Here is a 24498-nt window from a genome sequence, read left to right as displayed (position 1 = left end):
TGCAAGGAGTGGGAACCCACTCATTAACATACGTTAAGAACGCCGATTGTCACTACTATGCAATTTTAGGGGTTTTTGGTCAATTCAACCCTAAAATAAAACCTGCGCGAGAAATTAGCGCAATCAAAATCAGCAATGCCTCAGTCAACCAGAAGTATGTTTGATGGGGGTATGTAGTTCCGAACCCATCGCCGATCCTATCGACGGTTGCATCAATGAACCCGGTTTCTCCAAGATCGAGACCCGCGACAATTTCACCATGTGCGTTTACCAGCGCTGAAATGCCGCTATTGGCATCGCGAATCAGCGGCAAGCCGGTCTCGACCGCCCGCACCCGCGCCTGCTGGAAATGCTGATAGGGGCCGGGCGTCGTCCCAAACCAGGCGTCGTTGGTGATATTGAGGATCGCGTTGGCGTCTTTTATGTCGCCGGTCATTTCGCCGGGGAAGATGATCTCGTAACAGATCAGCGGAAAGAGATTGAGCCCGCCGGGCAGCGCCAAGAGGTGCCGGCTTGCGGCGGCGGAAAACCCTCCCGGTATTTCGACGACGTTCTGGATGCCGAATTCGGTGAGCACGTCCTCGAAGGGCAGATATTCGCCGAAGGGCACCAGATGCACCTTGTCGGAGGCGGCGATGATCTGGCCGCGACCGTCGATCACATAGATGGAATTATAATAGCGCACCGGCGTGCCGGGCCCCATCTCCTCGGCCCGCACGGCGCCGGCGATCAGGATCTGGTTGTCGTCGAGCGTATCGGCGATCCGCGTGAGCGCATCCTGATTATCGGTCAGGATGAAGGGGATCGAGGTTTCCGGCCAGACGATGATGTCAGGCTTGCGACCGCCGTTTTTCGGCGCTTCGGCCGAAAGCTTCAGATGCGTCTCGAAGATTGCGTTGCGGTCGGCGTCGTTGTCCATCTTCGCCGCCTGGTCGATATCAGGCTGCACCAGCCGTACCACCGGCCGCTTGTCCTCAGGCAAGGCCTCAGGCTGCGGCGCGAGATAGAGGGCATAGGCGCCGTAACCGAGATGGGCGGCAAACAGTGCGACCGCGAGCGCGATCCCCGGCCGGGCGCCTTGCCGCGTGCCGGCAAGGGCAGGGGCGGAAAAGACGAAGACGGAGAGGGCCGTCACTCCCATCGCCCCGATCACATGCGCGGATTGCATCATCAGCGGGACTGGCATCATGCCATAGCCGATGGCGTTCCAGGGAAAGCCGGTGAAGATGACGCTGCGAAGCCATTCCAGGAGCCCGAAGCTTGCCGCAAGTGCGGCGATCCGCCCCATGCCATCAGACCAGAAGACGCGGGCAAGCGCGGCCGCCAGGCCATAGAAGATCGCAAGACAGGCCGGCAACCCGAGGATGGCGAGCGGCAGCGCCCAGGCGAATTCCTCCTGATCGACCAGCAGCGCGTGGCCGAGCCACCAGAGACCGGCGACGAAATAGCCGAAGCCGAACAGCCAGCCGACGGTGAATGCCGGCCACAGCCTGCCGACCAGCCCACTCTCAGGCGAAGCCGCCGCCCCGTCGATCAGCCAGACGAGCAGCGTGAAGGAAACGAACATCGCCGCGAAAAAGCCGAAGGGCGGCAGCGCCAGCACGGCGAGCGCTCCGGCAGCGATGGTCAGCAACGACCGTTTGAACCCCCAGACGAGGATAACCCTGTCCGCAAGCCGCTCCATGCGCACTCCCATCAAGCTGCGAATCAACCCGTCCGCAGTCTTTCAAAAAAGCGGCACTTTGTCGTGTCAGTTGGCGGTTGATTCGGCCGGCCGGTCGTCGCCGGCCTCGGAGCCGGGGGTGGCGTCGCCGTCGGCTTTGGCGCGGCGGCGGATGGCGTGGCGCTTGCGGGTGATGCGCAGCCGCTTGATGCGGCGCGGATCGGCGTCGAGAATATGGAATTCAAAGCCGGGCAGCGCCTGGACGACCTCGCCGCGCACCGGGATGCGGCCGAGCGCGGAGAAGATCAGGCCTCCCAGCGTATCGACCTCGTCGACCTGCTCGCTGATGTCGAAATCCGGGCCGATCGCTTCGGCGATCTCTTCCAGTTCGACGCGGGCATCGGCAACGAAAACGTCTTCGGCGACGCGCTTGAACATCACCTCTTCGTCATCATGCTCGTCGTCGATGTCGCCGACCACCATTTCGACGATGTCTTCATGCGAGGCGAGCCCATCGGTGCCGCCATATTCGTCGATGACGAGCGCCATCTGCGTACGGTTCACCTGCATGCGGCGCAACAGGTCGGACGCCAGCATCGACGGCGGCACGAACAGGATCTTGCGGATGATGCCGGCCTCAGCCAGCGTCTTCTGCAGGTCGACGCGGGCGAGATCGAAATTCGGCTTTGCTGAACGCGTGGGCTTCTGGATGTTTTCGGGCGCAACTTCGATCGCCGGCGCGGCAGCGGCCGGCTTCGTCGGTCCGCGGCGCTTGTTGCGCGCCTGCTTGGCGACATAGGAGAGCAGATCGCGGATGTGCACCATGCCGCGCGGATCGTCGAGCGTATCGGCATAGACGGGCATGCGCGAGCGGCCGGATTCCTCAAAGAGGATCATCAGTTCGCCGATGGTGATGTTCTGATCTACCGCCTCGATATCTGCGCGCGGCACCATCACGTCGGCGACGCGCACCTCGCGAAAGCGCAGGATATTATGCAGCATCGCCCGCTCGTCCGGCGAGAAGGCATCGTCGCCGGCCGCATCGGTCATCAGCGCGTCGGCGAGATCCTCGCGCAGCCGCGAGCCCTGCTGCGGGCGTAGAATGCGCGCGGCGCGCGACCAGAAGGATTGGGATCGGCCGGATGGCCGACTACTACTGCCTACCTCGTCCGAAGAAGAGGATGGCTCGGAGTCCTTGGCGTCTGCCGCCGGCTTCGTCGTAAAGTCGCTCATGGTTCCATTTTAAGGTCTTGACCCTCGTAGGGATCAGATAGGCCGAGCTGCGCCAAAATGCGAGTCTCCAGCCCCTCCATAATTTCGGCTTCGTCACTATTCATATGGTCGTAGCCGAGAAGATGCAAGAAACCATGGACCAGAAGATGCGTCAGGTGGTCGTCGAAGCTCTTTTCGAGCTCGCGGGCTTCCCGCTCCACGGTCTCCTTGGCGATGATGATGTCGCCAAGCATCGGACCGGGCATCTTGCCGGGCTTGACGGGAAAGGCCGGAAAGGAAAGCACGTTGGTCGCCTTGTCCTTGCCGCGCCATTCGGCGTTGATGTCCTGGATCGAGGCATCGTCGGTAAAGACCAGCGAAACCTCGGGCGGCATTTTAGGAAAGGGCTGCTTCTCGCTGTCGCTGAGATAGACCGCGGCGGCGCCGAGCACGCGCTCGCAAAACGCCAGCAGCGCCTCCTCGGTGGGCCAGCCGATGTCCTCGATGCTGATCTGGATATCGAGTTCGGCCATCAGTCCTGCCGGCTGACGTCTTCGGAGGCATAAGTGGAATCATAGGCCCTGACGATGCGCCCGACCAGCGGGTGACGGACGACGTCGGTATCCTTGAAGCGCACGATCGAGATGCCCTCGACGCCGTTCAGAAGCTGCAGCGCCTCGACGAGGCCGGATTTGACGCCGCGCGGCAAGTCGATCTGGCTCGGGTCGCCGGTAACGATCATGCGGGCGTTTTCGCCGAGACGGGTCAGGAACATTTTCATCTGCATCGATGTCGTGTTCTGCGCTTCGTCGAGGATGATGGCGGCGTTGGCGAGCGTGCGGCCGCGCATAAAGGCGAGCGGCGCGATTTCGATGACGCCGGCGGTGATCGCCCGATCGACCTTGTCGGCGGGGATCATGTCGTAAAGCGCATCATAGAGCGGGCGAAGATAGGGATCGACCTTTTCCTTCATGTCGCCGGGCAGAAAGCCGAGACGCTCGCCCGCTTCGACGGCGGGACGCGACAGGATGATCTTTTCGACCGCGCCACGCTCCAGCAACTGGGCGGCATGTGCGACGGCGAGATAGGTCTTGCCGGTGCCGGCCGGGCCGACGCCAAAGACAAGTTCGGAGCGCTCCAGCGCCCTGATATAGGCGTCCTGGGTCGGCGTGCGGGCGATGATCGTCTTCTTGCGGGTGGAAACCTGCGCCATGGTCAGCTTGGCCTTGCGCTCCATGGTGGGAAGGCTGAGCTGATCATCGGCGGCGACCGCCATGCGGATTGCGCCCTCGACGTCGGATCGTTCCACGCTGCCACCTTTCTGGAGCTTTTCATAGAGATAGTCGAGTGTGCGCCGCGCCTGGTTTGTGGTCACGACATCGCCCGTGATGACGACGGAATTGCCCCGCGCCCGCGCATCGATACTGAGCCGTTCCTCGAGCAGCTTGAGGTTCTGGTCGAATTGGCCGAAGAGCTCGCTGGCGAACCGGTTGTTCTCGAACGTCAGGACGAAGTGATTGGTATCGCTCGGCGTGCGGGGGTGGCGCGGTGAAGAAGAAACCAATTCTTGTCCGTTCAAGCGGTCGGGCTCCTTAGGTTAAACCGCAGCCTCTGCGCGTTCGGCAAACAGGCTGTTGGTTCCGGTTCCGGTGATTCGCACTTTGATAATGTCACCGATTTGCGATGCTTTTGCATCAACATTCACTGATTGAAGCCAGGGAGATCGTCCGATCAGCTGTCCCGGCATGCGGCCGGGCTTTTCGAGCAACAGATCAATCTCCTTGCCGATGCAGGATTCGGCAAATTCCTGCTGCTGCTTCAGGAGAAGCGCCTGCAGGCGTTCCAGCCGTTTTGCCTTGATTTCTTCCGGCACCTGGTCCTTCAGTTCCGCGCCGGGTGTGCCCGGCCGTGTCGAGTATTTGAACGAGAAGGCCTGCGCGTAACGCACCTCCTCTACAAGTCTCAGTGTATCCTCAAAATCTTCGTCTGTCTCCCCCGGAAAGCCGGTGATGAAATCGCCCGACAGCGCAATGTCAGGACGCACGGCGCGGATGCGCTCGATCAGCGTCAGATATTCGGCGGCCGTGTGGCGCCGGTTCATCGCCTTCAGGATGCGGTCCGAGCCCGATTGCACCGGCAAATGCAGGTAGGGCATCAGCGTCCTGAGGTCGCGATGGGCGTTGATCAGCCGGTCGTCCATGTCGCGCGGATGGCTTGTGGTATAGCGTAGCCGCGCAAGGCCCGGGATCTCGGCAAGACGGTAGAGCAGGTCGCCGAGGCTCCATGCTTCGCCGCCCGGCCCGGCGCCGTGCCAGGCATTGACGTTCTGGCCGAGCAGGGTGATCTCCCGCACCCCGCCTTCGACGAGTTTCTCGGCTTCCTCGACGATCTGGGAAACCGGCCGCGACACTTCCGAGCCGCGCGTATAGGGCACCACGCAGAAGGTGCAGAACTTGTCGCAGCCTTCCTGCACCGTCAGGAAGGCGGTGACGCCACGGGCGCGGATCTTTTGGCTTTCGGCGATCGGCAGATGCTCGAACTTGTCCTCGATCGCATATTCGGTGTCGACCACGCGACGGCCCTGCTTGGCCTGCCGGAGTGCCTCCGGCAGGCGGTGATAGGTCTGCGGGCCGATGACGACGTCGACTGCCGGCGCCCGGCGCAGGATCTCTTCGCCTTCCGCCTGGGCGACGCAGCCGGCCACGCCGATCATCATCTCCCGGCCGTCCGCGGCCCTCTTCTTTTTCATCTCGCGCAGCCGCCCGAGGGCCGAATAAACCTTCTCGGCCGCCTTCTCTCTTATATGGCAGGTGTTGAGAAGGACGAGGTCGGCCTCTTCCATAACTTCCGTCGGCTCGTAACCGTCACGGGCGAGCGCATCGCTCATGCGCGTGGAATCGTAGACGTTCATCTGGCAGCCGTAGGTCTTGATGAAGACCTTGCGGCTGTTGCTGCCGTCGCGGAGGGCCTCGTTGGGGCCTTCGTGGAGGATTGCCTCTGGGGACTGAAGAAGGGCGCTGTCCTGTGTCATGGCGCGCTATTTAGTGGTTTTTGCCGCCCGAGAAAATCGAAATCTTGCTTTAGAAGATTTCCCGCCCGCGCAAGCGGCTGTTCAGGAGGTTGCGGATGCGCAAGGCGATCGTCGCGCTCACCTCCTTGCGATTGGTATCGGCGCGATATTCCACCGCCTCGCCGAAGGAAATCTCGGCGTCGATAGCGCCGCAGCGCATGATATCGATGAGATGCGGCAGGAGTTCGATATCACCCGGCCAGGCGGCGAGCGGCCTGTGATAGCGCCCCATGGCGATGCCGTGCACCTTGGTATAGGCGACGGCCACCGGCTGCACCACGACCGTTCCCGTCGGCGAGGTGGGCACCGCCATTGCGGCGGCGCCGAACAGCGAGGACTTGACCTCCAGCAGCCGGTTACCATCAGACGTCGTCCCCTCGGGGAAAAGCACCACGATCTCGCCGTCGGCCATGCGCCCGGCGATCTCGTTTGCCTGATGGCCGGTCTTGCGCCTCTCCTCGCGCACGACAAAGACACTTTTCTGCAGCTTGGCGAGCGTGCCGAAAATCGGCCAGTCCCGCACCTCGATCTTGGCGATGAAGGCGACGTCGGCAACAGCCGACATCACCATGATGTCCATCCAGGACGAATGGTTGGAGCAGAGCATCAGCGGCCGGCGGTCTTCGAGCTTGCCCGTCACCCGGATGCGGATGCCGAGGCAATAGCAGATGATGCGGTGCCAGACACGCGGAAGCCGGCGGCGCAGCCGCCAGTCGAAACGCAGGGCCAGCACCTGCAGCGGTATGAGCACGATGCTGACGGCAAGGATGACGACCGCAGCGGAGGCGATGCGCAGCCAGGCGATCAAAGGCGGGTCTCCCGGGCTGCCATTGCGTCAGAGGTCTTCGTTCTTCAGCGGAATGCCGTAGAGCTCCAGGCGGTGATCGACCAGCCGGAAGCCATGCTCGCGAGCGATACGCTCCTGCAGCGCCTCGATCTCCGCCGAACGGAATTCGATGACCGTGCCGGTCTTCAGGTCGATAAGGTGGTCGTGATGCTCTTCGGGCACCGTTTCGTAGCGCGAGCGCCCGTCGCGGAAATCGTGACGGGCGATGATGCCGGCGTCTTCGAATAGCTTCACAGTGCGATAGACCGTCGAGATCGAGATCTTCGCATCGACCTTCACCGAGCGGCGGTAGAGTTCTTCGACGTCGGGGTGGTCCTGCGAGTCTTCCAGGATACGCGCAATCACGCGGCGCTGCTCGGTCATTCGCATGCCGCGTTCGGTGCAAAGCTCCTCAAGGGTCTTGGCTACGTCCGTCATGGCCCGCCTTTAGAAAGATATTCGTATTGCGACAGGGAACTACCGAAGAACGCGCTTCATGACAAGCGCCGTGGAGAGGGCGCCGTTTTCCTGCTTGTAGTAGCCCTGGCGTTCGCCGACCTTTTCGAAGCCGAGCTTGCGGTAAAGGCCAAGCGCTGCCGTATTGCCGTTGTCGACCTCGAGAAACATGCTCTCGCCGCCGCGGGCGCGTGCTTCCCGCATCGCCGCCTGCATCAGCCGCCAGCCGAGCCCGCAGCGCGCGACCTTCGCCTGCACGGCGACAGTCAGGATTTCCGCCTCGCCGGCGACATGGCGAGCCAGGATGAACCCCGGAAGCGGCTTTTTCAGGATGGCGTTGGTCTGGCGTGCGACGAAGCCGAACACGGTCTCCTGCGACAGCAGGCTGTGGAATTCGCCGTCACCCCAGGGACGGGCGAAGCGTTCGCCGTGCAGGACGGCGACATCGCGGCAATCCTCGCGTTCCATGGCGACGATTTCGAATTCGGGCTTCAGCGTCAGATAGGCTTCCAACATCGTCATACTCGTCGCGCAATCGCATACCCGGCCTGCGGTTTGGCATCGGGTCCGCGCAGATAAAGGGGCTTCGGCTTTCCGGCATCGGGGGAGGCGGCAGCACCGAGGCGCGCCACAATGGAGATCGGGAATATGTTGGCATGATCGCCGCCGGCATCGGGCCGGAGAAGCGGCGTTGCGGAGCCCGTGATCTCGCCCTCGAAGTCGGCGGCAAAAGCCTGGGCTTGCGCGACGCTCAACGCCCGCGGCGCATCGAGCGGGGAGCCGTCGGCGGCGAAGGGCTGAAGGTAGATTTCATCCCGCTTGGCGTCCATCGCCGCCAGCACGGCGCGACCAGGCGTCTTCTCGCGCTGGGCAGCGGCCATGACTTCGAGCGTGGTTACGCCGACGGCAGGCACATCGAGGGAGAGCGCAAAACCGCGGGCCGCAGCAACGCCGACGCGGATGCCGGTAAAGGAGCCGGGGCCGATGGTGACGGCAAGGCGGTCGATATGAGAAAGCGTCATTCCCGCCTGATCCAGCGCGCGGTCGACGATACCAATCAAATGTTCAGCATGCCCCTTGCCGATCATGTCCGATGCCTCCCCCAGCATCGTATTCCTGCCGCTGTCATAGACGGCGGCAGCGCAATCCACACCTGCCGTGTCGAGCGCCAGAACGATCATGCCATCAATTTCCGAATAAACTATTGTCGCCTATTCATAAATCCGCCCGGCCGAACCTGAGATGAACGGCCGGTGCGAATTCGAGCTTTTTAAGCGGCAATCACTTCCTGTACTTCCGGAACGAAATGGCGCAGCAGGTTCTGGACGCCGTGCTTCAACGTTGCCGTCGAGGACGGGCAGCCGGAGCAGGAACCCTTCATGTTCAGATAGACCTTGCCGTCCTTGAAACCGCGGAAGGTGATGTCGCCGCCGTCCTGGGCAACGGCCGGGCGCACGCGGGTCTCCAGAAGCTCCTTGATGGTCAGCACGATCGATTCATCGCCTTCGTCGAAGAATTCGTCACCGGCATCAACGTCCTCGGAGAGGATCGAGGCATCGCCCATGACCGGCTTGCCGGACATGAAATGCTCCATGATCGAGCCGAGGATGGCGGGCTTCAGATGCTGCCATTCGGCACTGTCCTTCGAGACAGAAATGAAATCATAGCCGAAATAGACGCCGGTCACGCCAGGGATATCGAACAGGCGGGCGGCAAGCGGTGAGGCCTCGGCCTCTTCGGCGCTGCGAAACTCGGCCGTGCCGGTTTCCATGACCACTTTACCCGGCAGGAACTTCTGCGTGGCGGGGTTCGGCGTGGCTTCGGTCTGAATGAACATCTGGCTCTCCATGCGGCAGGCCCGTGACCTCGGCCGTCTTTAGAATTCTTCAAAAGAAAATAAGCCCAAAGCGGGCGCTATTCAAGAGACTTGTACTCAAGAAATGCTGGAGCAGGATGATTTCCGGCCTGGTCGGCCTAAAATATGAATCCCGTTCTAATTTAAATAGTTAGACCACGATATCGGCTCGAAAGCCGCTCACACTTTTCGGCATCGTACTCTAGCAGAGGGCGTCGATTTCCTCATTCGTCAGCGTATCCGGCAACACGGTGACCGGGATCGGAAACGCCGCCGCGCGACCGGCAACCGACGAGACCAGCGGCCCCGGACCTTCTTTCGCCGAACCCGCGGCAAGAACGAGGATCGCCACATCGCGGTCTTCCTCGATCACGGCGTTGATCTGCTCGGCAGCGCCGCCCTCACGGATGACGATTTCGGGCTCGATGCCGATCGTCTCGCGCACGATCTGCGCGATTTTGGCAACGACAGCTTCGGCTTCCTCGCGCGCCTCGGCCCGCATAATCTCCTCGACGCCGAGCCATTGCTGGAAGTCGCCGTCGGGGATCACGTAGAGGAGCACCAGGCCGCCATTGGAATTCTTCGCGCGCCGGCCGGCATAATGAACGGCGCGCTGGCATTCAGGCGTACCGTCGATCACCGCCATGAACTTGCGGCGATGACCTTCGAGCCGTGAGAGTCGCTTCGATACCATGGCGCGGACTCTGACACCCGAAGCCGAAAAATTGCAAGCTGAGTTTTTGCCCCTCTTCCCCGACGCAGGGAAGTGGGGACATGCCTCAATAAAGGAAGCCGATGACGTCGCGGACCTGCTTCATCGTCACCTCGGCGCGAGCCCTCGCGCGTTCGCCGCCCTTGCGCAAGATCGCGTCGATATGGCTGGTATCGTCCATCAGCCGGCGCATCTCTCCGGTGATCGGCGCAAGCACGTGGATCGCCAGATCGACCAGCGCCGGCTTGAAGACGGAGAACTGTTGGCCACCGAATTCGGCGAGCACCTCGATCTTCGATTTGTCGGCGAGCGCCGCATAGATCGCCACCAGATTGTCGGCTTCCGGCCGGCCCTGCAGCCCGTCGATTTCGCTCGGCAAGCCGTCCGGATCGGTCTTCGCCTTGCGGATCTTCTTCGAAATCGCATCCTCGTCGTCCATCAGATTGATGCGCGAGAGGTCGGAGGGGTCCGATTTCGACATTTTCTTGGTGCCGTCGCGCAACGACATGACGCGCGGCGCCGGCCCGCCGATCAATGGCTCGACCATCGGGAAATAGGCATGCACCGGCTCGTCGCCGACGGTGATGTCGATGCCGTAACCCGACCTGCGGATATGTTCGGCATAATCGAGGTTGAACTTCATCGCGATATCGCGAGTTAGCTCCAGATGCTGCTTCTGGTCCTCGCCAACAGGCACATGGGTGGCGCGATAGGCGAGAATGTCGGCAGCCATCAGGCTCGGATAGGCGTAAAGGCCGAGCGAGGCCTGCTCGCGGTCCTTGCCGGCCTTGTCCTTGAACTGCGTCATGCGGTTCATCCAGCCGATGCGGGCGACGCAATTGAAGATCCAGGCGAGTTCGGCATGCTGCGGCACGGCCGACTGGTTGAAGACGATATGTTTTTCCGGATCGATGCCGGCGGCAATGAAGGCGGCGGCGATCGAGCGCGTCTGGCTCGGCATATCGTCGTGGACGAGCTGGGCGGTGAGCGCATGCATGTCGACGACGCAGTAGATGCAGTCATTGCCTTCCTGCAACGCCACAAACCTGCGGATCGCGCCGAGATAATTGCCGAGATGCAGGTTGCCGGTCGGCTGCACGCCGGAGAATACGAGTTTCTTGAATTCGCTCATGTCGTCCTCAATAGGCTGGTGGAGGGCCTACAGCGCCGCGCGTCTTTTCAGACGCGCAAAGGACGCTGTAACATTCCAAATCGCTGCATAATTCCTTAAGTCGATTCCGACTTAAGGAATTATGCAGTGGGCCAGTTGCCCATGTTGCTAACGCGGCGGCTTATGCACGGGCAGCCGATTGCAATCAAGTGTTTCAAGCTGCTGCATGCTGGATCAGGTCGAAGGTGTTGCCGTAGGGATCCGCAAAGACCGCGACCGTGCCGTAAACCTCATGTCGCGGCTCTTCGAGAAAGCGGACCCCGGCCGCGCGCATTGCGGCGTGATCGCGTGCGAAATCGTCGGTCTTCAGGAAGAAGCCGACGCGACCGCCGGTCTGATTGCCGATTGCCGCCCGCTGCGCCTCGTTCGTCGCCTGGGCCAGCAGAAATGCGGCGCCATCCCCGCCGCCGGGCTTCACGACCACCCAGCGCTTTCCCTCCGGCTGCTGCTCGTCCTGAAGACAATCGAAACCGAGGGCATCGCAATAAAAGGCCTTGGCGCGGTCGTAGTCGTCGATGACGAGGGTGACGAGGAAAAGGGACCGGGTCGTCATGTGATCTCCTGTGTTTTGGATGTTTATTCCATCTTCTGACGAGTAAAGCTCATATTTTAAGCCAAATTGATCAGATGATTTAGTTACAATTGAGTATAAAATTTCACAGAAAAGCTTTTATTGAACTGAGAATCCTCGTTCGCGTTGGCGGCTTGAAGGGTCGCCGTGACAGCCGATCGGAGGGACCATGCAGAACGCCACGTTGCTCGCCATGGCAGGCCTTTTCGCTCTACAATCAGCAACCGGTGCTGCCGGTCAAGACGCCAAAATGCATGCCGTTTATCTTCCCAGACATGAGGCGCGCCTCGCCTACGCGGTCCAGACCGTCAGTGTTCGCGCCGGCTGTTTTCCCCCGCGCCTGCGGGCGATCCTGTCGCATATCGCCGCAAAGACCGGGCGGCGCCCGATCGTAACGTCCGGTCACCGGCCGCACCCTAGCCGTCATGGTTCCCTGCATGGAAAATGCCTGGCGGCCGACATCAGGATGCCGGGCCTTTCCGAACGAGCAATCATTGCCGCCGCAAAAAGCGCCCCCGGCATCGGCGGTATCGGCAGCTATTGCAACGGCATCGTCCATGTCGACGTCGGACCGCAGAGGCGATGGGTCGACTGTTAAAGTTTACACGTCCTTTGCCGAAACCGGCTTGCGGTTCAGATTGCGCCTTATCATGCCGAGATCCGCGCCGCCGATCAGGAAGGCGGCGGCGAAATAGACCAGCATGGAAATCGCAATCAACAGGCCGAGCGTACCGATCTTGGTGAGGAGCGGCGAGCCAGAAGCAAGCCAGGGCGCCCAGTATTGCTTGAGGAAAACGATCGCGGCGCCCATCACGGCCGCGGAGACGATCAAAAGGGCGGCGCGTTTTGCCAGCGCCCATTCCCATCTCAGGTGGCCGCGGCGCAAAAGCGTGGTGAACAGCAGCACGGTGCTGATCCAGCCGGCGGTGGCTTCGGCAACGGCGATACCCGGCGCGCCCATGTAGGGAAAGAGGGTGAGCGCGGTGGCACAATTGGTGGCTACCGCAATCGCCGAAAAGCGCATCGGCGTCTTGGTGTCTTCGCGGGCATAAAAGCCGGGCTGGAGTGCCTTGATAAGCACGAAGGCCGGCAGGCCAATGCCGTAGATCGCCAGGATCGAGCCGACGACGGCGGTGTTTTCCTGATGGAAGGCGCCGCGCTCGTAGAGCACGCGGATGATTTCGTCAGAGAGAATCCAGAGCGCGAAGGCGGCGGGGATCGTCAGAAACAGCACGAATTCGATCGAGCGGTTCTGCAGATTTCCGGCCTCGCGCAGGTTGCCGCCCTTCAACGCCCGGGCAAGTTCCGGCAACAGCACCACGCCGACGGCCACACCGACGACGCCGAGTGGTAGCTGGTAGATGCGGTCGGCATATTGGAGTGCTGCGATCGCGCCGTCCCGGGAGGAGGCGATCGCCTGGCCGATCAGCTGGTTGATCTGGGTGATGCCGCCCGTCACAGCGGCCGGCACTGCAAGGATCAGCAGCCGTTTGACGTTCGGCGTCATCTTGGGGAAACGCAAGCCGATGCTCATGCCGGCCGCAAGCACGCCGACATAGACGACGGCGAGCTGCAGCACGCCAGCGGCAAGAACGCCCCAGGAAAGATACCAGGCCGTCGCCAGTGGATCGGCGCCGGTATAGAGCGAATAGAACAGCGCCCCGATCATCACTACGTTGAGAAAAACGGGGGCGATGGCGGCGGCGAAGAAATGATGCAGCGAATTCAGCATGCCGCTCATCATCGCCGTCAGCGACATGCACATGAGATAGGGAAACATCACGGCCGCCATGCGGATCGTGATCGAGAACTTGTCGGGATCGTCGGCAAAGCCTGGCGCGATGACGAAGCGCACCAGGAGCGGCATGGCAAGCTCCATCACGATGGTGATGAGAAGCAGCACAGAAAACAAGACGCCGAAGACTTCTTCCGAAAAGCGCTTGGCGCCATCCGTGCCGTTCGCCTCGATCTCCTTGGCAAACAGCGGCACGAAGGCGGCGTTGAAGGCGCCTTCGGCGAATAGCCGGCGGAAGAGGTTCGGAAAGCGGAAGGCGGCGTAGAAGACGTCGGCCATCGGCCCGGTGCCGAGGGCAGCCGCCATCAGCGTTTCGCGCGCGAAGCCGAAGATGCGGCTGCCGAGGGTTGCGCCGCCGACGGTCGCAAATTTCTTGACGAGACTCATGCGTGTAGGCTCATACGGGAGAACCGGCTTTCTTGTCGGTGGAGGTCGAGGTCCGGGCGGTGGCGGCGGGCGCGATGATGCCGGAGGGCATGCGCTCGCGCAGTTCGTCCTCCTCCTCGGCCATGACGGCCTTCAGCCGGGCGGTGATGTTGGCGCGTTTGCTGTCGCCCGATATCTTCTGGCCGACCAGATCGGTGACGTAGAAGGTGTCGATCACCTTCTCGCCGAAGGTGGTGATGCGGGCCGACTGAATGTCGAGCGACAGATCGGAGAGCACGGCGGTGATCTCCGACAGCAGTCCCGGCCGGTCGAGGCATTCGACCTCGATGACCGTGAACTTGTTTGACAGGCTGTTGGTGATGTTGACCGACGGCGGAATGACGAAGGCCTTGCTTTTCTTGCGATTGCGCGCGCGCGTGGCGATGACCTCGGGCAGCCGCTTGCGGCCGGATAGCACGTCCTCGATCATCCGTCCGATCGTGGCGGCACGGCGCAGCTCGTCGGCATCGTCTGCAAATTCGCGGCTGACATGGATCGTGTCGAGCGCCCGCCCGTCCGACGTCGTGAAGATCTGCGCGTCGACGATGTTGGCGCCGGCCGCCGCACAGGCCCCGGCGATGACGGCGAGCAGTCGCGGATGGTCGGGAGAGAGTACGGTGATCTCGGTGATCGCGTGGAAACTGTCGGTGCGCACCGTCGTGGCGAGCGCCTGGCCGGCCTTGTCGGCCTGACGGATGAAATGGGCGTGGCGGATCTGGTCTTCCAGCGGCACGGAGAGCAGATAGGGCTGGTAGTGCAGCTTGGTATAGGTGTTGCGGTCCTTCTGGCTCCAGTCGGTAAGGGCTGCATGCAGCGCCTCGGCCGCGGCATTGGCCCGCTCCTTGCGGGAGACCTCCGAAAAGCCGCCGGCGAGCAGCAGTTCGGTTTCATAATAGAGCGTGCGCAGGAGCTGGCCCTTCCAGCCGTTCCAGACACCGGGACCGACGGCGCGGATGTCGCAGATCGTCAGGATCAGCAGCATCTTCAGCCGTTCGAGCGACTGAACGCGGTCGGCGAAATCGGTGATCGTCTTGCGGTCGGTGAGGTCGCGGGTCTGCGCCACCATCGACATCGTCAGATGTTCCTCGATCAGCCAGACTACGATCTCCGTCTGCTTCTGTGACAGCCCGAAGCGGGTGCAAAGCTTGCGGGCGACGCGGGCGCCGGCGATCGAGTGATCCTCCTGGCGGCCCTTGGCGATATCGTGGAGGAGAACGGCGACATAAAGCGCCTCGCGATCCTCGATGCCTGAGATCAGCTTGTTGGCGAGCGGATGCAACTCTTCGGCGCGCGACTTGTCGATCTCCGAGAGAACGTCGACGGTACGGATCAGATGTTCGTCGACCGTATAGTGGTGATACATGTTGAACTGCATCATGGCGACGATCTTGCCGAATTCCGGGATGAAGCGGCCGAGCACGCCGGCCTCGTTCATGCGGCGAAGGATCAGCGCCGGATCGCGCTTCGACGTCAGGATCGACATGAAGAGGCGGTTCGCCTCGTCGTTTTCCCTGAGGCTGTTGTCGATCAGCGTAAGCGAACGGGTGACGCGCTTCAGCGCATCGGGATGGAATTCCAGTCCGTTGATGTCGGCGACGTGGAAGAGCCGGATGATGCTGACGGGATCGCGCTTGAAGACCTCGGGGTCGGCGAGCGCGATGCGGCCGCGGTCTTCGACGAATTCGACGCTGCCGGCGATCTTGCGATTGCGATGGGTAAAGCGGCTGATGACGCCGGTGAGGCCGGGGATCGACTTCGCCTGCTGGTCTTCAAGGGCGGCGCAGAGGATGCGGGTGAGATCGCCGACATCCTTGGCGACGAGGAAATAGTGTTTCATGAAGCGCTCGACGGCCGAGAGGCCCGGGCGGGTGTGATAGCCGAAGGCTTCGGCGATCTCGCGCTGGATGTCGAAGGACAGGCGCTCCTCGGCCTTGCCTGTGAGGAAGTGCATATGGCAGCGCACCGCCCAGAGAAAGTCGTCGGCTTTCTCAAGGAGGCGGTATTCGTGCTTCGACAGCACGCCGAGCTTGACCAGTTCCGCCTGGTCGCGCACGTGATAATAATATTTCGAGATCCAGAACAGCGTGTGCAGGTCGCGAAGCCCGCCTTTGCCTTCCTTGACGTTCGGTTCGACGAGGTAACGCGTATCGCCGGCCTTGCGGTGGCGCTCGTCGCGCTCGGCAAGCTTGGCGGCGATGAATTCCGGGCCGGTGCCGGTGACGATTTCCTTGTCGAAGCGGGCCTCGAGTTCGGTTTCCAGCCGCTGCAGGCCGCAGATGTAGCGCATCTCCAGGATGGCGGTGCGGATCGTCATGTCGGATTTGGAAAGCGCGATGCATTCCTCCACCGTGCGGGTGGCGTGACCGACCTTGAAGCCCATGTCCCAGAGCACGTAGAGCATGAATTCGACCGCCTTGTGCGTCTCTTCCGCCGGTCGCGGCAGGAAGAGGAAGAGCAGGTCGATATCCGAGCCGGGCGCCAGCGTGTCACGGCCGTAGCCGCCGACGGCGGTGACTGCGAACTTGTCCTTCTGGTGCGGAAAGATATGGGCAGTGGCGAAATTGTAGAGGACGGTGATGATCTGGTCCTGCAGCCAGGATATCCGATAGGCGCAATTGAGCCCGCCGCCGTCGGCCAACAGTGCGGCGCGAGCCTTCTGCCGGCCTTCCGTGCTTGCTTTTTTCAGCGCCGCCAGGAGATCGGCACGCATGACGTCGGGCCGGTTGCGGTTGGCTTCGGCAATGGCGTCGCATTGCTTGTGCAAGAGCTCGACGTCAAGGATATTGGAGAAATCGAGGTCGCGCATCGCTGTCGCCGGGGCGGCTTCCTGTTCATGCCGGGCTGCCTGATCGAGGCTCGCCTCACGTTTCGTCTGCATGCGCTATAACCTCTTTGCCCGGCGATTGACACGGGCCTTCATACTGCAAGAACCTTTAAATTTGGCGAAATGGTGTTGGTAAGCCACAGAGCGCCTTGGGCAGCGCCGGGCTTCTCCCGAAAAGCTCAGGAGGCGGCTCGCGCATTTAGCAAATGCAACACCTGCCGCGTTTCGCGCATGATCTCCTCAAGCGTCTGCCTGTCGCATTCGCGATAGCCAGCCTTGGCGATCGAAGTTCCGAGTTCGCAGATCATAGCGCAGCATCGGGTAATTTTCAGCATGCCGATCGGCGAGGTCCAGCCGCGCGCATTGCGGTCCTTGTCTGTGCGCCGCATCGTGTCGAGCATGGAGCAGATGAGAGACAGGCGCTCGGTTTCGCGAACCAGCTTTTCCATGAACATGGGTCGCACTCCTATTTCAGCTTCTTCTTGAGGTCGTAAAGCGCATCTAGCGCCTCGCGCGGCGTCATGTCGTCGAGGCTCATCGCCTTCAACGTCTCTTCGACCTTGGACGGGCCACGGGCCGTTTCCTCGCGGCGCACTGCCACCTGGAAAAGCGGCAGGTCATCGATCAGCTGGCTTGCCGGGTTCTTGCGGTCGGCATCTTCGAGGCGCGTCAGCACATCGCGGGCGCGCGCCACGACCGAGACCGGAAGCCCGGCAAGGCGGGCGACCTGGATGCCATAGGAGCGGTCCGCCGCACCCGGTCCGACCTCGTGCAGGAAGATGACGTCGCCGTCCCATTCCTTGACGCGCATCGTGGCGTTCGATAGCCGGCCAAGCTTTTCCGAAAGCACGGTCAGCTCGTGGAAATGCGTGGCGAAGAGGCCGCGGCATCGGTTGGCCTCATGCAGATGCTCGACGGCCGCCCAGGCAATCGAAAGACCGTCGAAGGTGGCGGTGCCGCGGCCGATCTCGTCGAGGATAACGAGGGAGCGGTCGCTTGCCTGGTTGAGGATGGCAGCCGTTTCCACCATCTCGACCATAAAGGTCGAGCGCCCGCGCGCGAGATCGTCGGAGGCGCCGACGCGCGAGAAAAGCCGGTCGACGATGCCGATATGGGCTGATGTTGCGGGCACGAAGGAGCCCATCTGCGCCAGGATTGATATCAGCGCGTTCTGGCGCAGGAAGGTCGACTTACCGCCCATGTTAGGGCCGGTCAGCAGCCAGATCGCGCCGTCGCGATCGCCGGTCGTCGGCGAGAGGTCGCAATTGTTGGCGACGAAGGGGCCGCCCGCCTGCCGTCGCAGCGCCTGTTCGACGACGGGATGGCGCCCGCCCTCGATGGCAAACATCTTCGACCCGTCGACCTGCGGCCGGCAATAGGCCTGCTCCTCGGCGAGTAGCGCGAGACCCGCCGCGACGTCGATGACGGCAAGCGCCCTTGCGCCTGATTTGATCGCCTCGGCCTCCGCGACGACGGCAGCCGTCATCCTGTCGAAGGCTTCGAGTTCGATCGAAAGCGCCCGGTCGGCGGCGTTGGCGATACGGCTTTCGAGATCGGCAAGCTCTGTCGTGGTGAAGCGCATGGCGCTAGCCATCGTCTGGCGATGGATGAAGCGCGCCTTGGCCTCCGCCGTATCAGTCATCGGTCCGGCGTTGCCGGCGGTCACCTCGATGAAATAGCCGAGGATATTGTTGTGCTTGATTTTCAGCGACCGGATGCCGGTTTCCTCGGCATATTGCAGCTGCAGGCCGGCAATGACACGGCGCGATTGGTCGCGCAGCGCCCGGACCTCGTCGAGTTCGGCGCTGGCGCCGTCGCGCAGGAAACCGCCGTCGCGTTTCAGGAGCGGCAATTCGTCGGCAAGTGTTTCGGCAAGCAGCTTTTCCAGGCTCGCGGGAAGGGCTTGCAGCCCCGACAGCGCCTGGCCGAGCTCTTCCGGCAGCATGGCCGTGCCAAGCAGGCCGGCAAGCCCGGCGGCTGCCTCGAGGCCCTGGCGGATCGCAGAGAGATCGCGCGGCCCGCCGCGGTCGAGCGCCAGCCGGGACAGTGCCCGCGGCATGTCGGGCACATGTTTCAGCGTGTCGCGCAGATTGCCGCAGAGCAAAGGCTCGTCGATCAGGAAGCCGATCGAATCGAGCCGTGCGTTGATGCGGGCGGGGTCGGTCAGCGGCGACATCAGGCGCTCGGCGAGAAGCCGCGCGCCGCCGCCGGTGACGGTGCGGTCGATCGCTTTCAAGAGCGAGCCATTGCGATCGCCCGAAAGCGTGCGGGCAAGCTCCAGATTGGCGCGGGTGGCGGGATCGATGAAGAGCGTCGAAGCTGCACTCTCTCGTTCCGGCTTTCCGAGCGGCGGACGCTCTGCGATTTGGGTCTTCTCGACATAGGCGACGGCGGCTGCCGCTGCTGCAAGTTCCGCGCGCGAGAACGTGCCGAAGCCGTCGAGCGTCGCGACCGAGAAATAACGCGCAATCCGGCCTTCGGCGCTCGCGCTGTCGAAGAGCACCGCCGGCTGCGGCACGGCGGTGCGGCCGAGCACGTCGAATACGGGCTTGAGTTCGGGATCGTGGAAGATCGTGTCGGGCAGGATGAGTTCGCGCGGATCGATGCGCAGAATGTCGGCAAGCAGCCGCGAGGCTTCGGTTTCAGCGAGCCGGAAGACGCCGGTGGAAATATCGATCCAGGCAAGCGCCAGCGCCGGTTCGGCTCCGCCGCGAATGCGGGTGAGCGCCATCAGGTAGTTGGATTCCGAGGGCGAAAGAAGCTTTTCCTCGGTGATCGTGCCCGGTGTGACCAGGCGAACGACGTCGCGCTTGACGACCGATTTCGCGCCGCGCTTCTTCGCCTCGGCCGGATCCTCGATCTGCTCGCAGACGGCGACGCGAAAGCCGAGCGCAATCAGCTTCTGCAGATAGTCGTCGGCCGCATGGACCGGAACGCCGCACATCGGGATATCCTGGCCCATGTGCTGGCCGCGTTTCGTCAGCGTGATGCCGAGCGCGCGGGCGGCTTCCAGCGCATCCTCGAAGAACAGCTCGTAGAAGTCGCCCATGCGATAGAAGAGAAGCGAATCCGGATTGTTCGCCTTGATCTCGATATATTGCTCCATCATCGGCGTCGCCGAGGCACGGCTTTCCGCCGTGGCGAGCTCGGCAGCCGAAAAGGCTTCATTCCCGGTGTCTATTCGTGCGTTCACGGAGGTGCAGTTTTTCCCAAAAAAACAGGTGCCAACCCTATCCGCGCGCCGCTATAGATGACAACAGCATTTGAGGAAGAGCGAAGCGTCGCCCACAGGACGTTGGAGGATTTATGCCCGATATCGATAAGAAGGACCGGCCAGTGACCTCGGTGACCGACCAGGAGGCGCTCGAATTTCACGCCATGGGCCGGCCCGGCAAGCTGGAGATCAATCCGACCAAGCCGATGGCGACGCAGCGGGACCTGTCGCTTGCCTATTCGCCGGGCGTTGCCGTTCCCGTCAAGGCGATCGCGGCCGATCCGCAGACCGCCTACGACTACACGGCGCGCGGCAACATGGTCGCCGTCATTTCCAACGGCACTGCCATTCTCGGCCTCGGCAATCTCGGCGCGCTGGCCTCCAAGCCCGTGATGGAAGGCAAGGCGGTGCTCTTCAAGCGCTTCGCCGACGTCGATTCCATCGATCTCGAGATCGACACCGAAAATGTCGATGAATTCATCAATTGCGTGCGTTTCCTCGGCCCTTCCTTCGGCGGCATCAATCTCGAGGATATCAAGGCGCCTGATTGCTTCGTGATCGAAAGCCGGCTGCGCGAACTGATGGACATTCCCGTCTTCCACGACGATCAGCATGGCACGGCGATCATCGCTGCCGCCGGCTTGATCAATGCGCTGGAGCTGACCGGCCGCGACCTGAAGACGACGAAGCTCGTCTGCAACGGCGCGGGTGCTGCAGCAATCGCCTGCGTCGAACTCATCAAGGCGATGGGCTTTGCCTCTGAGAACATCATTCTCTGCGATACCAAGGGCGTCATCTACCAAGGCCGCACCGAGGGCATGAACCAGTGGAAATCGGCGCACGCGGCCAAGACCGACACGCGCACGCTGGAAGAGGCGATGAAAGGTGCCGATGTCGTTTTCGGCCTGTCGCAGAAGGGCGCGTTTTCAGCCGAGATGATTCGCTCGATGGCGGATCGGCCGATCATCTTCGCCATGGCCAATCCCGACCCCGAGATCACGCCGGAAGAAGTCGCCCGCATCCGCGACGACGCCATCATGGCGACAGGCCGCTCGGACTATCCGAACCAGGTCAACAACGTCCTCGGCTTTCCCTACATCTTCCGCGGCGCTCTCGATGTCCGTGCTTCCACAATCAACGACGCGATGAAGATCGCCGCCGTCAAGGCGCTGGCAAACCTTGCCCGCGAGGACGTGCCAGACGACGTGGTCGCCGCCTATCAGGGCAACCGGCCGCGTTTCGGCGCGCAATACATCATTCCCGTGCCCTTCGATCCGCGTCTGATCTCGGCGATCCCGGTCGCGGTTGCCGAAGCCGCGATCGAAAGCGGTGTAGCCCGCAAGGTCATCAATGACATGGCGGGTTATGCCCGCGAGCTTTCGGCGCGCCGCGATCCGATCGCCTCGACGCTCGCCAGCCTCTACGAGCGTGTCCGCCGCCGCCCGAAGCGGATCGTCTTTGCCGAAGCCGAGGAAGAGCAGGTCCTGCGCGCAGCACTGTCCTACGCCAACCAGCAGCTCGGCACCGCCGTCCTGCTCGGCCGCGAGGACCTGATCCGGGCAACGGCGGAGCGCGCCGGGATCGATCTCAACCGGCCCGGCCTCGAGATCGTCAACGCCCGCATCTCGACCCGCGTCGAGGCCTATATCGACTATCTCTATGCCAGACTGCAGCGACACGGTTATCTCTACCGCGATGCCCAGCGATTGATCCACAACGACCGTAACCACTTTGCCGCCACCATGGTGGCGCTCGGCGACGCCGACGGCATGGTGACGGGGATCACCCGCAACTATTCCACGGCGCTCGAGGATGTGCGCCGCTGCATCGACGCAAAACCCGGCCATCGCATCATCGGCGTGTCGCTGGCGCTCTGCCGCGGCCGTACGGTCTTCGTTGCCGATACCGCGGTGCACGACATGCCGACCGCCGAGCAGCTTGCCGATATCGCCGAGGAGGCAGCCGGTCTCGCGCGCCGCATGGGCTATCAGCCGCGCGTCGCCATGCTGGCCTACTCCACCTTCGGCCATCCCTCGGGCGAACGCTCGGAGCGGGTGCGCGAGGCGGTGAAGATCCTCGACAAGCGCCGCGTAGATTTCGAATATGACGGCGAAATGGCGGCCGATGTCGCGCTTAACCGCAAGGTGATGGAGCAGTATCCCTTCTGCCGCCTCTCAGGTCCGGCGAATGTGCTCGTCATGCCGGCCTTCCACTCGGCCTCGATCTCCACCAAAATGCTGCAGGAACTCGGCGGCTCCACGGTGATCGGCCCGATCCTGGTCGGTGTCGACAAGGCGGTGCAGATCACCTCGATGGGCGCCAAGGATTCCGACATCGTCAACATGGCGGCGATCGCCGCCTATGGCGCGGGTTCGTAAACTCGCCCAGTTCGATATGACGGCATTCTGTGCCCGGCCGACAGCGCGTCGGCCGGGCACAGGTTTTGTGGGTTATCTTACCCGGCTTCGCCACTCTTCTGCTGCGCCCTCATCGACAACGATTGTTCCGAATTGCCGATCACCGTCACGCATACACGCTGGCGGTGCTGCGCAGCGCATTGTTCATTCGATAAGTCATACTTTTGATGCAATAACCTTATACGCGCGGCATAAATTTGCCCGCATGGACCTTGAAAAAAGCAATGGGCAATAGACGGTTTTGCTGCTCGATTGTTTTAATATTTCATCAGCCGTTTGGGTTCCCATGCCAGGAAATGCGTCCCTCAATTTCACCCCCCGATTTCAGGGAACGACTTTCGACGATATGGTTGAAGCCCTGACCAAGGGGTTTGGTTCGTTCCACGCATGGCGCAATGGCCGAGAGAAACCACTCGACTGGAAGGTCGGGTCTGGGGTGACGAAAGGTTGTCGCTGGTCAGCAACCAGGATTCCGGCAACTGGGGTGCAAGAACGGCACATGGGTCGCAATCTCTGGCAATTGTCGTTCCGCGCACTGGCGCTCTTAATGTAGCGCTTGGTCGGACTGTGGCGGAAGCCACACCTGGGCGGCTGCTATTGATGAACAATATCGAGCCGGACTGGATTTCCGTACAAGCAGCGCCTCACCGGTCAGATACGCTCAATCTGAACTGGACAATCATAGCGCAGGTCGTCGCCTCCGTACTGGAGACGCCCCTGATCGGGACGATGGGCTTGGCACCGATCATTGATTTTTCAACGGCAGCGGGACGGTTATTCGGCAGCCTCGCCCAAACGATCATCATCGGCATGCGCAACAACGGGCCGCTGCTTCAATCGCCATGTTGAACCTGACCCAGGCGCTTGCCGATCTCGTGGTGCGCCTGATTCCGCATCGGCTCTCGCATCTGCTCGACAAGAAAATCCATCTGACCGCACCGCGGTATGTCCGTCGCGCCATTGAATTCATGCACGCAAACATCGCCCAGCCGTTGACGATGCAGAGTGTCGCGGAGGCGGCAGGCATTTCCATTCGCGCTCTTGAAGTCGGTTTTCGTGACTTCAAGGAAACCACACCGGCGGCCTATCTCAGGGCAATCCGCTTGCAAGCGGTCCGAGAAGATCTACGCGATGCTTCAAACCAGCAGCCGTTGCGGGACATCTGCCTGAAGTGGGGGTTCTTTCACTTTGGCCGTTTCGCGGCAACCTATCGGGCGGCGTATGGAGAGAACCCGTCGGACACGAGAAGACGATCCGGTGGATGAGGCCACGCCATCGGCCAAGCTGGCATCGGCTTTTCATAGGCAGGCGAAGACGATCGTCGCTCGCGTCGATTAGCTCGCGAAGCGGCCGGCGTCGGCGCCGTAGTAATTCAGGTAGCGGTCCGAAATGCTGGAGATCGGCAGCACGATCAGCACGTCTGTCGTGTTGAAAGCATGATCGACGACGGCGCTGGAGCCGACCATCGCGCCGAGGCGCATATAGCCCTTGATCAGCGGCGGCAGGGACATCAGCGCCCGCTTCGGGTTGACCGCCTCGACCGGCATCAGGTCCATGTTGCGGGCGAGATGCGGCAAGGCGCCGACCGCCCATTCATTCTTCGCGAGCACGGTGTGATAAAGGAAGGACAGCGCCAGCGCATGGCTTTCGAGATAGACGCCGGGGAACGACGCGCAGCCGAACATGGCGCTGACGCCGTGCTTCAGCGCATAGGCCCAGTTGCCCTGCCACAGAAGCTCGACCGTGCGCTTGGTGCGGTACTCCGGCAGGACGCAGGAACGGCCGAGTTCCATGAAACGCTTATCCGGATGTTTGGTGATGAGGCCATCGATCTCGAATTCGGAAGCCGAGTAAAATCCGCCGTTGGCGATGGCGACATCCTGGCGCAACAGCCGATAGGTGCCGACGATCTGGTCTTCGGGATCGCCCTCCAGCGAGCGGTCGAGAACGAGCAGATGATCGCAGAAGGCATCATAGGCATCGACATCACGCTGGCGGCGCATTGCGTCCGGCGGTAGCTGCGCCTTCATCTCGTCAACGAAAACGCGGTAGCGCACGGCCTGGGCGGCATCGATCTCGCGTGCCGTGCGGGCAAGGCGAGTTTCCAGATTGCCGATGCGGCCGAGAATATCGCCGTCCTTCTGCACAGCAGCCGTCGAGGGCCGTGGAGCCTCTGCGGTGGTGTCATGATTCAGGATGTCGATGGAGGACATGGCGATTCTCCCGTTGCCGGCTTATCGACGCCATAAAACACTTCTATACGACAGGAAAGTGACATAATGCATT

The 24498-nt window shown here is 62.1% G+C and carries 20 protein-coding genes and 1 pseudogene; 3 read left to right on the top strand and 18 right to left on the bottom strand.

What is annotated here, in order from left to right:
- Positions 1 to 79: 79 nt before the first annotated feature.
- The 13 genes from lnt to EFB14_RS12730 form a co-directional block, all read right to left on the bottom strand.
- Positions 80 to 1684: an apolipoprotein N-acyltransferase gene (gene lnt, locus EFB14_RS12790; protein WP_126825716.1), complete on the bottom strand. Its 1605-nt coding sequence runs from the start codon at positions 1682 to 1684 to the stop codon at positions 80 to 82.
- 66 nt (positions 1685 to 1750) lie between these two features.
- Entirely contained in the window at positions 1751 to 2896 is a 1146-nt protein-coding gene (locus EFB14_RS12785) for a hemolysin family protein (RefSeq protein WP_125841989.1), read from the bottom strand.
- Positions 2893 to 3408 carry an rRNA maturation RNase YbeY gene (gene ybeY, locus EFB14_RS12780; protein WP_125841991.1) on the bottom strand — a complete coding sequence of 172 codons (516 nt, stop codon included), beginning with the start codon at positions 3406 to 3408 and terminating at the stop codon, positions 2893 to 2895. Before ybeY ends, EFB14_RS12785 begins: the two co-directional genes overlap by 4 nt.
- The gene (locus tag EFB14_RS12775; protein WP_125841993.1) at positions 3408 to 4454 is read right to left on the bottom strand and encodes a PhoH family protein; all 1047 of its coding nucleotides are present in this window, start codon (positions 4452 to 4454) and stop codon (positions 3408 to 3410) included. Before EFB14_RS12775 ends, ybeY begins: the two co-directional genes overlap by 1 nt.
- An 18-nt stretch (positions 4455 to 4472) precedes the next feature.
- Entirely contained in the window at positions 4473 to 5906 is a 1434-nt protein-coding gene (miaB, locus tag EFB14_RS12770; protein ID WP_126825713.1) for a tRNA (N6-isopentenyl adenosine(37)-C2)-methylthiotransferase MiaB, read from the bottom strand.
- A gap of 49 nt (positions 5907 to 5955) precedes the next feature.
- Positions 5956 to 6753, bottom strand: a complete 798-nt coding sequence (gene olsA / locus EFB14_RS12765) for a lyso-ornithine lipid O-acyltransferase (RefSeq protein WP_126825710.1) — start codon at positions 6751 to 6753, stop codon at positions 5956 to 5958.
- Positions 6754 to 6780: 27 nt separating this feature from the next.
- Positions 6781 to 7209 (bottom strand): Fur family transcriptional regulator, encoded by a 429-nt coding sequence (locus EFB14_RS12760; protein WP_125841997.1) that lies wholly within the window; start codon positions 7207 to 7209, stop codon positions 6781 to 6783.
- Positions 7210 to 7248: 39 nt separating this feature from the next.
- Entirely contained in the window at positions 7249 to 7749 is a 501-nt protein-coding gene (locus EFB14_RS12755; RefSeq protein ID WP_183604887.1) for a GNAT family N-acetyltransferase, read from the bottom strand.
- Positions 7746 to 8408, bottom strand: a complete 663-nt coding sequence (gene tsaB, locus EFB14_RS12750; RefSeq protein WP_125842001.1) for a tRNA (adenosine(37)-N6)-threonylcarbamoyltransferase complex dimerization subunit type 1 TsaB — start codon at positions 8406 to 8408, stop codon at positions 7746 to 7748. Before tsaB ends, EFB14_RS12755 begins: the two co-directional genes overlap by 4 nt.
- A gap of 89 nt (positions 8409 to 8497) precedes the next feature.
- Complete coding sequence (locus EFB14_RS12745) at positions 8498 to 9064, bottom strand: NifU family protein (protein WP_125842003.1); 567 nt, start codon at positions 9062 to 9064, stop codon at positions 8498 to 8500.
- A 220-nt stretch (positions 9065 to 9284) separates the two neighbouring features.
- Positions 9285 to 9776 carry a universal stress protein gene (locus EFB14_RS12740; protein ID WP_125842005.1) on the bottom strand — a complete coding sequence of 164 codons (492 nt, stop codon included), beginning with the start codon at positions 9774 to 9776 and terminating at the stop codon, positions 9285 to 9287.
- An 85-nt stretch (positions 9777 to 9861) separates the two neighbouring features.
- On the bottom strand, positions 9862 to 10926 hold the full coding sequence (trpS, locus tag EFB14_RS12735) for a tryptophan--tRNA ligase (RefSeq protein WP_126825707.1): 1065 nt from the start codon (positions 10924 to 10926) through the stop codon (positions 9862 to 9864).
- Positions 10927 to 11119: 193 nt separating this feature from the next.
- Positions 11120 to 11518 carry a VOC family protein gene (locus EFB14_RS12730; RefSeq protein ID WP_125842009.1) on the bottom strand — a complete coding sequence of 133 codons (399 nt, stop codon included), beginning with the start codon at positions 11516 to 11518 and terminating at the stop codon, positions 11120 to 11122.
- Between the two features lie 187 nt (positions 11519 to 11705).
- On the opposite strand from EFB14_RS12730, the gene EFB14_RS12725 reads away from it, so the two are divergent.
- Complete coding sequence (locus tag EFB14_RS12725) at positions 11706 to 12134, top strand: YcbK family protein (protein WP_125842011.1); 429 nt, start codon at positions 11706 to 11708, stop codon at positions 12132 to 12134.
- Positions 12135 to 12137: 3 nt separating this feature from the next.
- Here the strand turns inward: EFB14_RS12725 and murJ are convergent, their stop codons facing one another.
- The 4 genes from murJ to mutS form a co-directional block, all read right to left on the bottom strand.
- Entirely contained in the window at positions 12138 to 13718 is a 1581-nt protein-coding gene (gene murJ, locus EFB14_RS12720) for a murein biosynthesis integral membrane protein MurJ (RefSeq protein WP_125842013.1), read from the bottom strand.
- 10 nt (positions 13719 to 13728) lie between these two features.
- Positions 13729 to 16635, bottom strand: coding sequence for a [protein-PII] uridylyltransferase (locus EFB14_RS12715; RefSeq protein WP_125842015.1), 2907 nt, complete (start codon positions 16633 to 16635; stop codon positions 13729 to 13731).
- Between the two features lie 125 nt (positions 16636 to 16760).
- A complete protein-coding gene (locus tag EFB14_RS12710) occupies positions 16761 to 17036 on the bottom strand; it encodes a hypothetical protein (RefSeq protein ID WP_125842017.1) in 276 nt (91 codons plus the stop codon).
- 11 nt (positions 17037 to 17047) lie between these two features.
- Positions 17048 to 19774 carry a DNA mismatch repair protein MutS gene (gene mutS / locus EFB14_RS12705; protein ID WP_125842019.1) on the bottom strand — a complete coding sequence of 909 codons (2727 nt, stop codon included), beginning with the start codon at positions 19772 to 19774 and terminating at the stop codon, positions 17048 to 17050.
- Between the two features lie 113 nt (positions 19775 to 19887).
- On the opposite strand from mutS, the gene EFB14_RS12700 reads away from it, so the two are divergent.
- Both EFB14_RS12700 and EFB14_RS12695 read left to right on the top strand, forming a co-directional pair.
- Entirely contained in the window at positions 19888 to 22173 is a 2286-nt protein-coding gene (locus EFB14_RS12700) for an NADP-dependent malic enzyme (protein ID WP_125842021.1), read from the top strand.
- A gap of 325 nt (positions 22174 to 22498) precedes the next feature.
- Positions 22499 to 23477 (top strand): annotated as a pseudogene (locus EFB14_RS12695) (helix-turn-helix transcriptional regulator).
- 69 nt (positions 23478 to 23546) lie between these two features.
- On the opposite strand, the gene olsB reads toward EFB14_RS12695, so the two are convergent.
- On the bottom strand, positions 23547 to 24425 hold the full coding sequence (olsB, locus tag EFB14_RS12690; protein ID WP_125842023.1) for a l-ornithine N(alpha)-acyltransferase: 879 nt from the start codon (positions 24423 to 24425) through the stop codon (positions 23547 to 23549).
- Positions 24426 to 24498: the final 73 nt, after the last annotated feature.

Origin of the sequence: Rhizobium fabae (assembly GCF_003985135.1) — a bacterium.
Classification (GTDB): Bacteria; Pseudomonadota; Alphaproteobacteria; order Rhizobiales; family Rhizobiaceae; genus Rhizobium; species Rhizobium pisi.
This window is presented reverse-complemented; position numbering and strand designations above follow the sequence as displayed.

What these genes read in the sequence shown, in the direction of transcription:
- lnt (WP_126825716.1), bottom strand. Translation starts at nt 1,684, where the DNA reads ATGGAGCGGCTTGCGGACAGGGTTATCCTCGTCTGGGGGTTCAAACGG.
- EFB14_RS12785 (WP_125841989.1), bottom strand. Translation starts at nt 2,896, where the DNA reads ATGAGCGACTTTACGACGAAGCCGGCGGCAGACGCCAAGGACTCCGAG.
- ybeY (WP_125841991.1), bottom strand. Translation starts at nt 3,408, where the DNA reads ATGGCCGAACTCGATATCCAGATCAGCATCGAGGACATCGGCTGGCCC.
- miaB (WP_126825713.1), bottom strand. Translation starts at nt 5,906, where the DNA reads ATGACACAGGACAGCGCCCTTCTTCAGTCCCCAGAGGCAATCCTCCAC.
- EFB14_RS12760 (WP_125841997.1), bottom strand. Translation starts at nt 7,209, where the DNA reads ATGACGGACGTAGCCAAGACCCTTGAGGAGCTTTGCACCGAACGCGGC.
- EFB14_RS12755 (WP_183604887.1), bottom strand. Translation starts at nt 7,749, where the DNA reads ATGACGATGTTGGAAGCCTATCTGACGCTGAAGCCCGAATTCGAAATC.
- tsaB (WP_125842001.1), bottom strand. Translation starts at nt 8,408, where the DNA reads ATGATCGTTCTGGCGCTCGACACGGCAGGTGTGGATTGCGCTGCCGCC.
- EFB14_RS12745 (WP_125842003.1), bottom strand. Translation starts at nt 9,064, where the DNA reads ATGTTCATTCAGACCGAAGCCACGCCGAACCCCGCCACGCAGAAGTTC.
- EFB14_RS12740 (WP_125842005.1), bottom strand. Translation starts at nt 9,776, where the DNA reads ATGGTATCGAAGCGACTCTCACGGCTCGAAGGTCATCGCCGCAAGTTC.
- trpS (WP_126825707.1), bottom strand. Translation starts at nt 10,926, where the DNA reads ATGAGCGAATTCAAGAAACTCGTATTCTCCGGCGTGCAGCCGACCGGC.
- EFB14_RS12730 (WP_125842009.1), bottom strand. Translation starts at nt 11,518, where the DNA reads ATGACGACCCGGTCCCTTTTCCTCGTCACCCTCGTCATCGACGACTAC.
- EFB14_RS12725 (WP_125842011.1), top strand. Translation starts at nt 11,706, where the DNA reads ATGCAGAACGCCACGTTGCTCGCCATGGCAGGCCTTTTCGCTCTACAA.
- murJ (WP_125842013.1), bottom strand. Translation starts at nt 13,718, where the DNA reads ATGAGTCTCGTCAAGAAATTTGCGACCGTCGGCGGCGCAACCCTCGGC.
- EFB14_RS12715 (WP_125842015.1), bottom strand. Translation starts at nt 16,635, where the DNA reads ATGCAGACGAAACGTGAGGCGAGCCTCGATCAGGCAGCCCGGCATGAA.
- EFB14_RS12710 (WP_125842017.1), bottom strand. Translation starts at nt 17,036, where the DNA reads ATGTTCATGGAAAAGCTGGTTCGCGAAACCGAGCGCCTGTCTCTCATC.
- EFB14_RS12700 (WP_125842021.1), top strand. Translation starts at nt 19,888, where the DNA reads ATGCCCGATATCGATAAGAAGGACCGGCCAGTGACCTCGGTGACCGAC.
- olsB (WP_125842023.1), bottom strand. Translation starts at nt 24,425, where the DNA reads ATGTCCTCCATCGACATCCTGAATCATGACACCACCGCAGAGGCTCCA.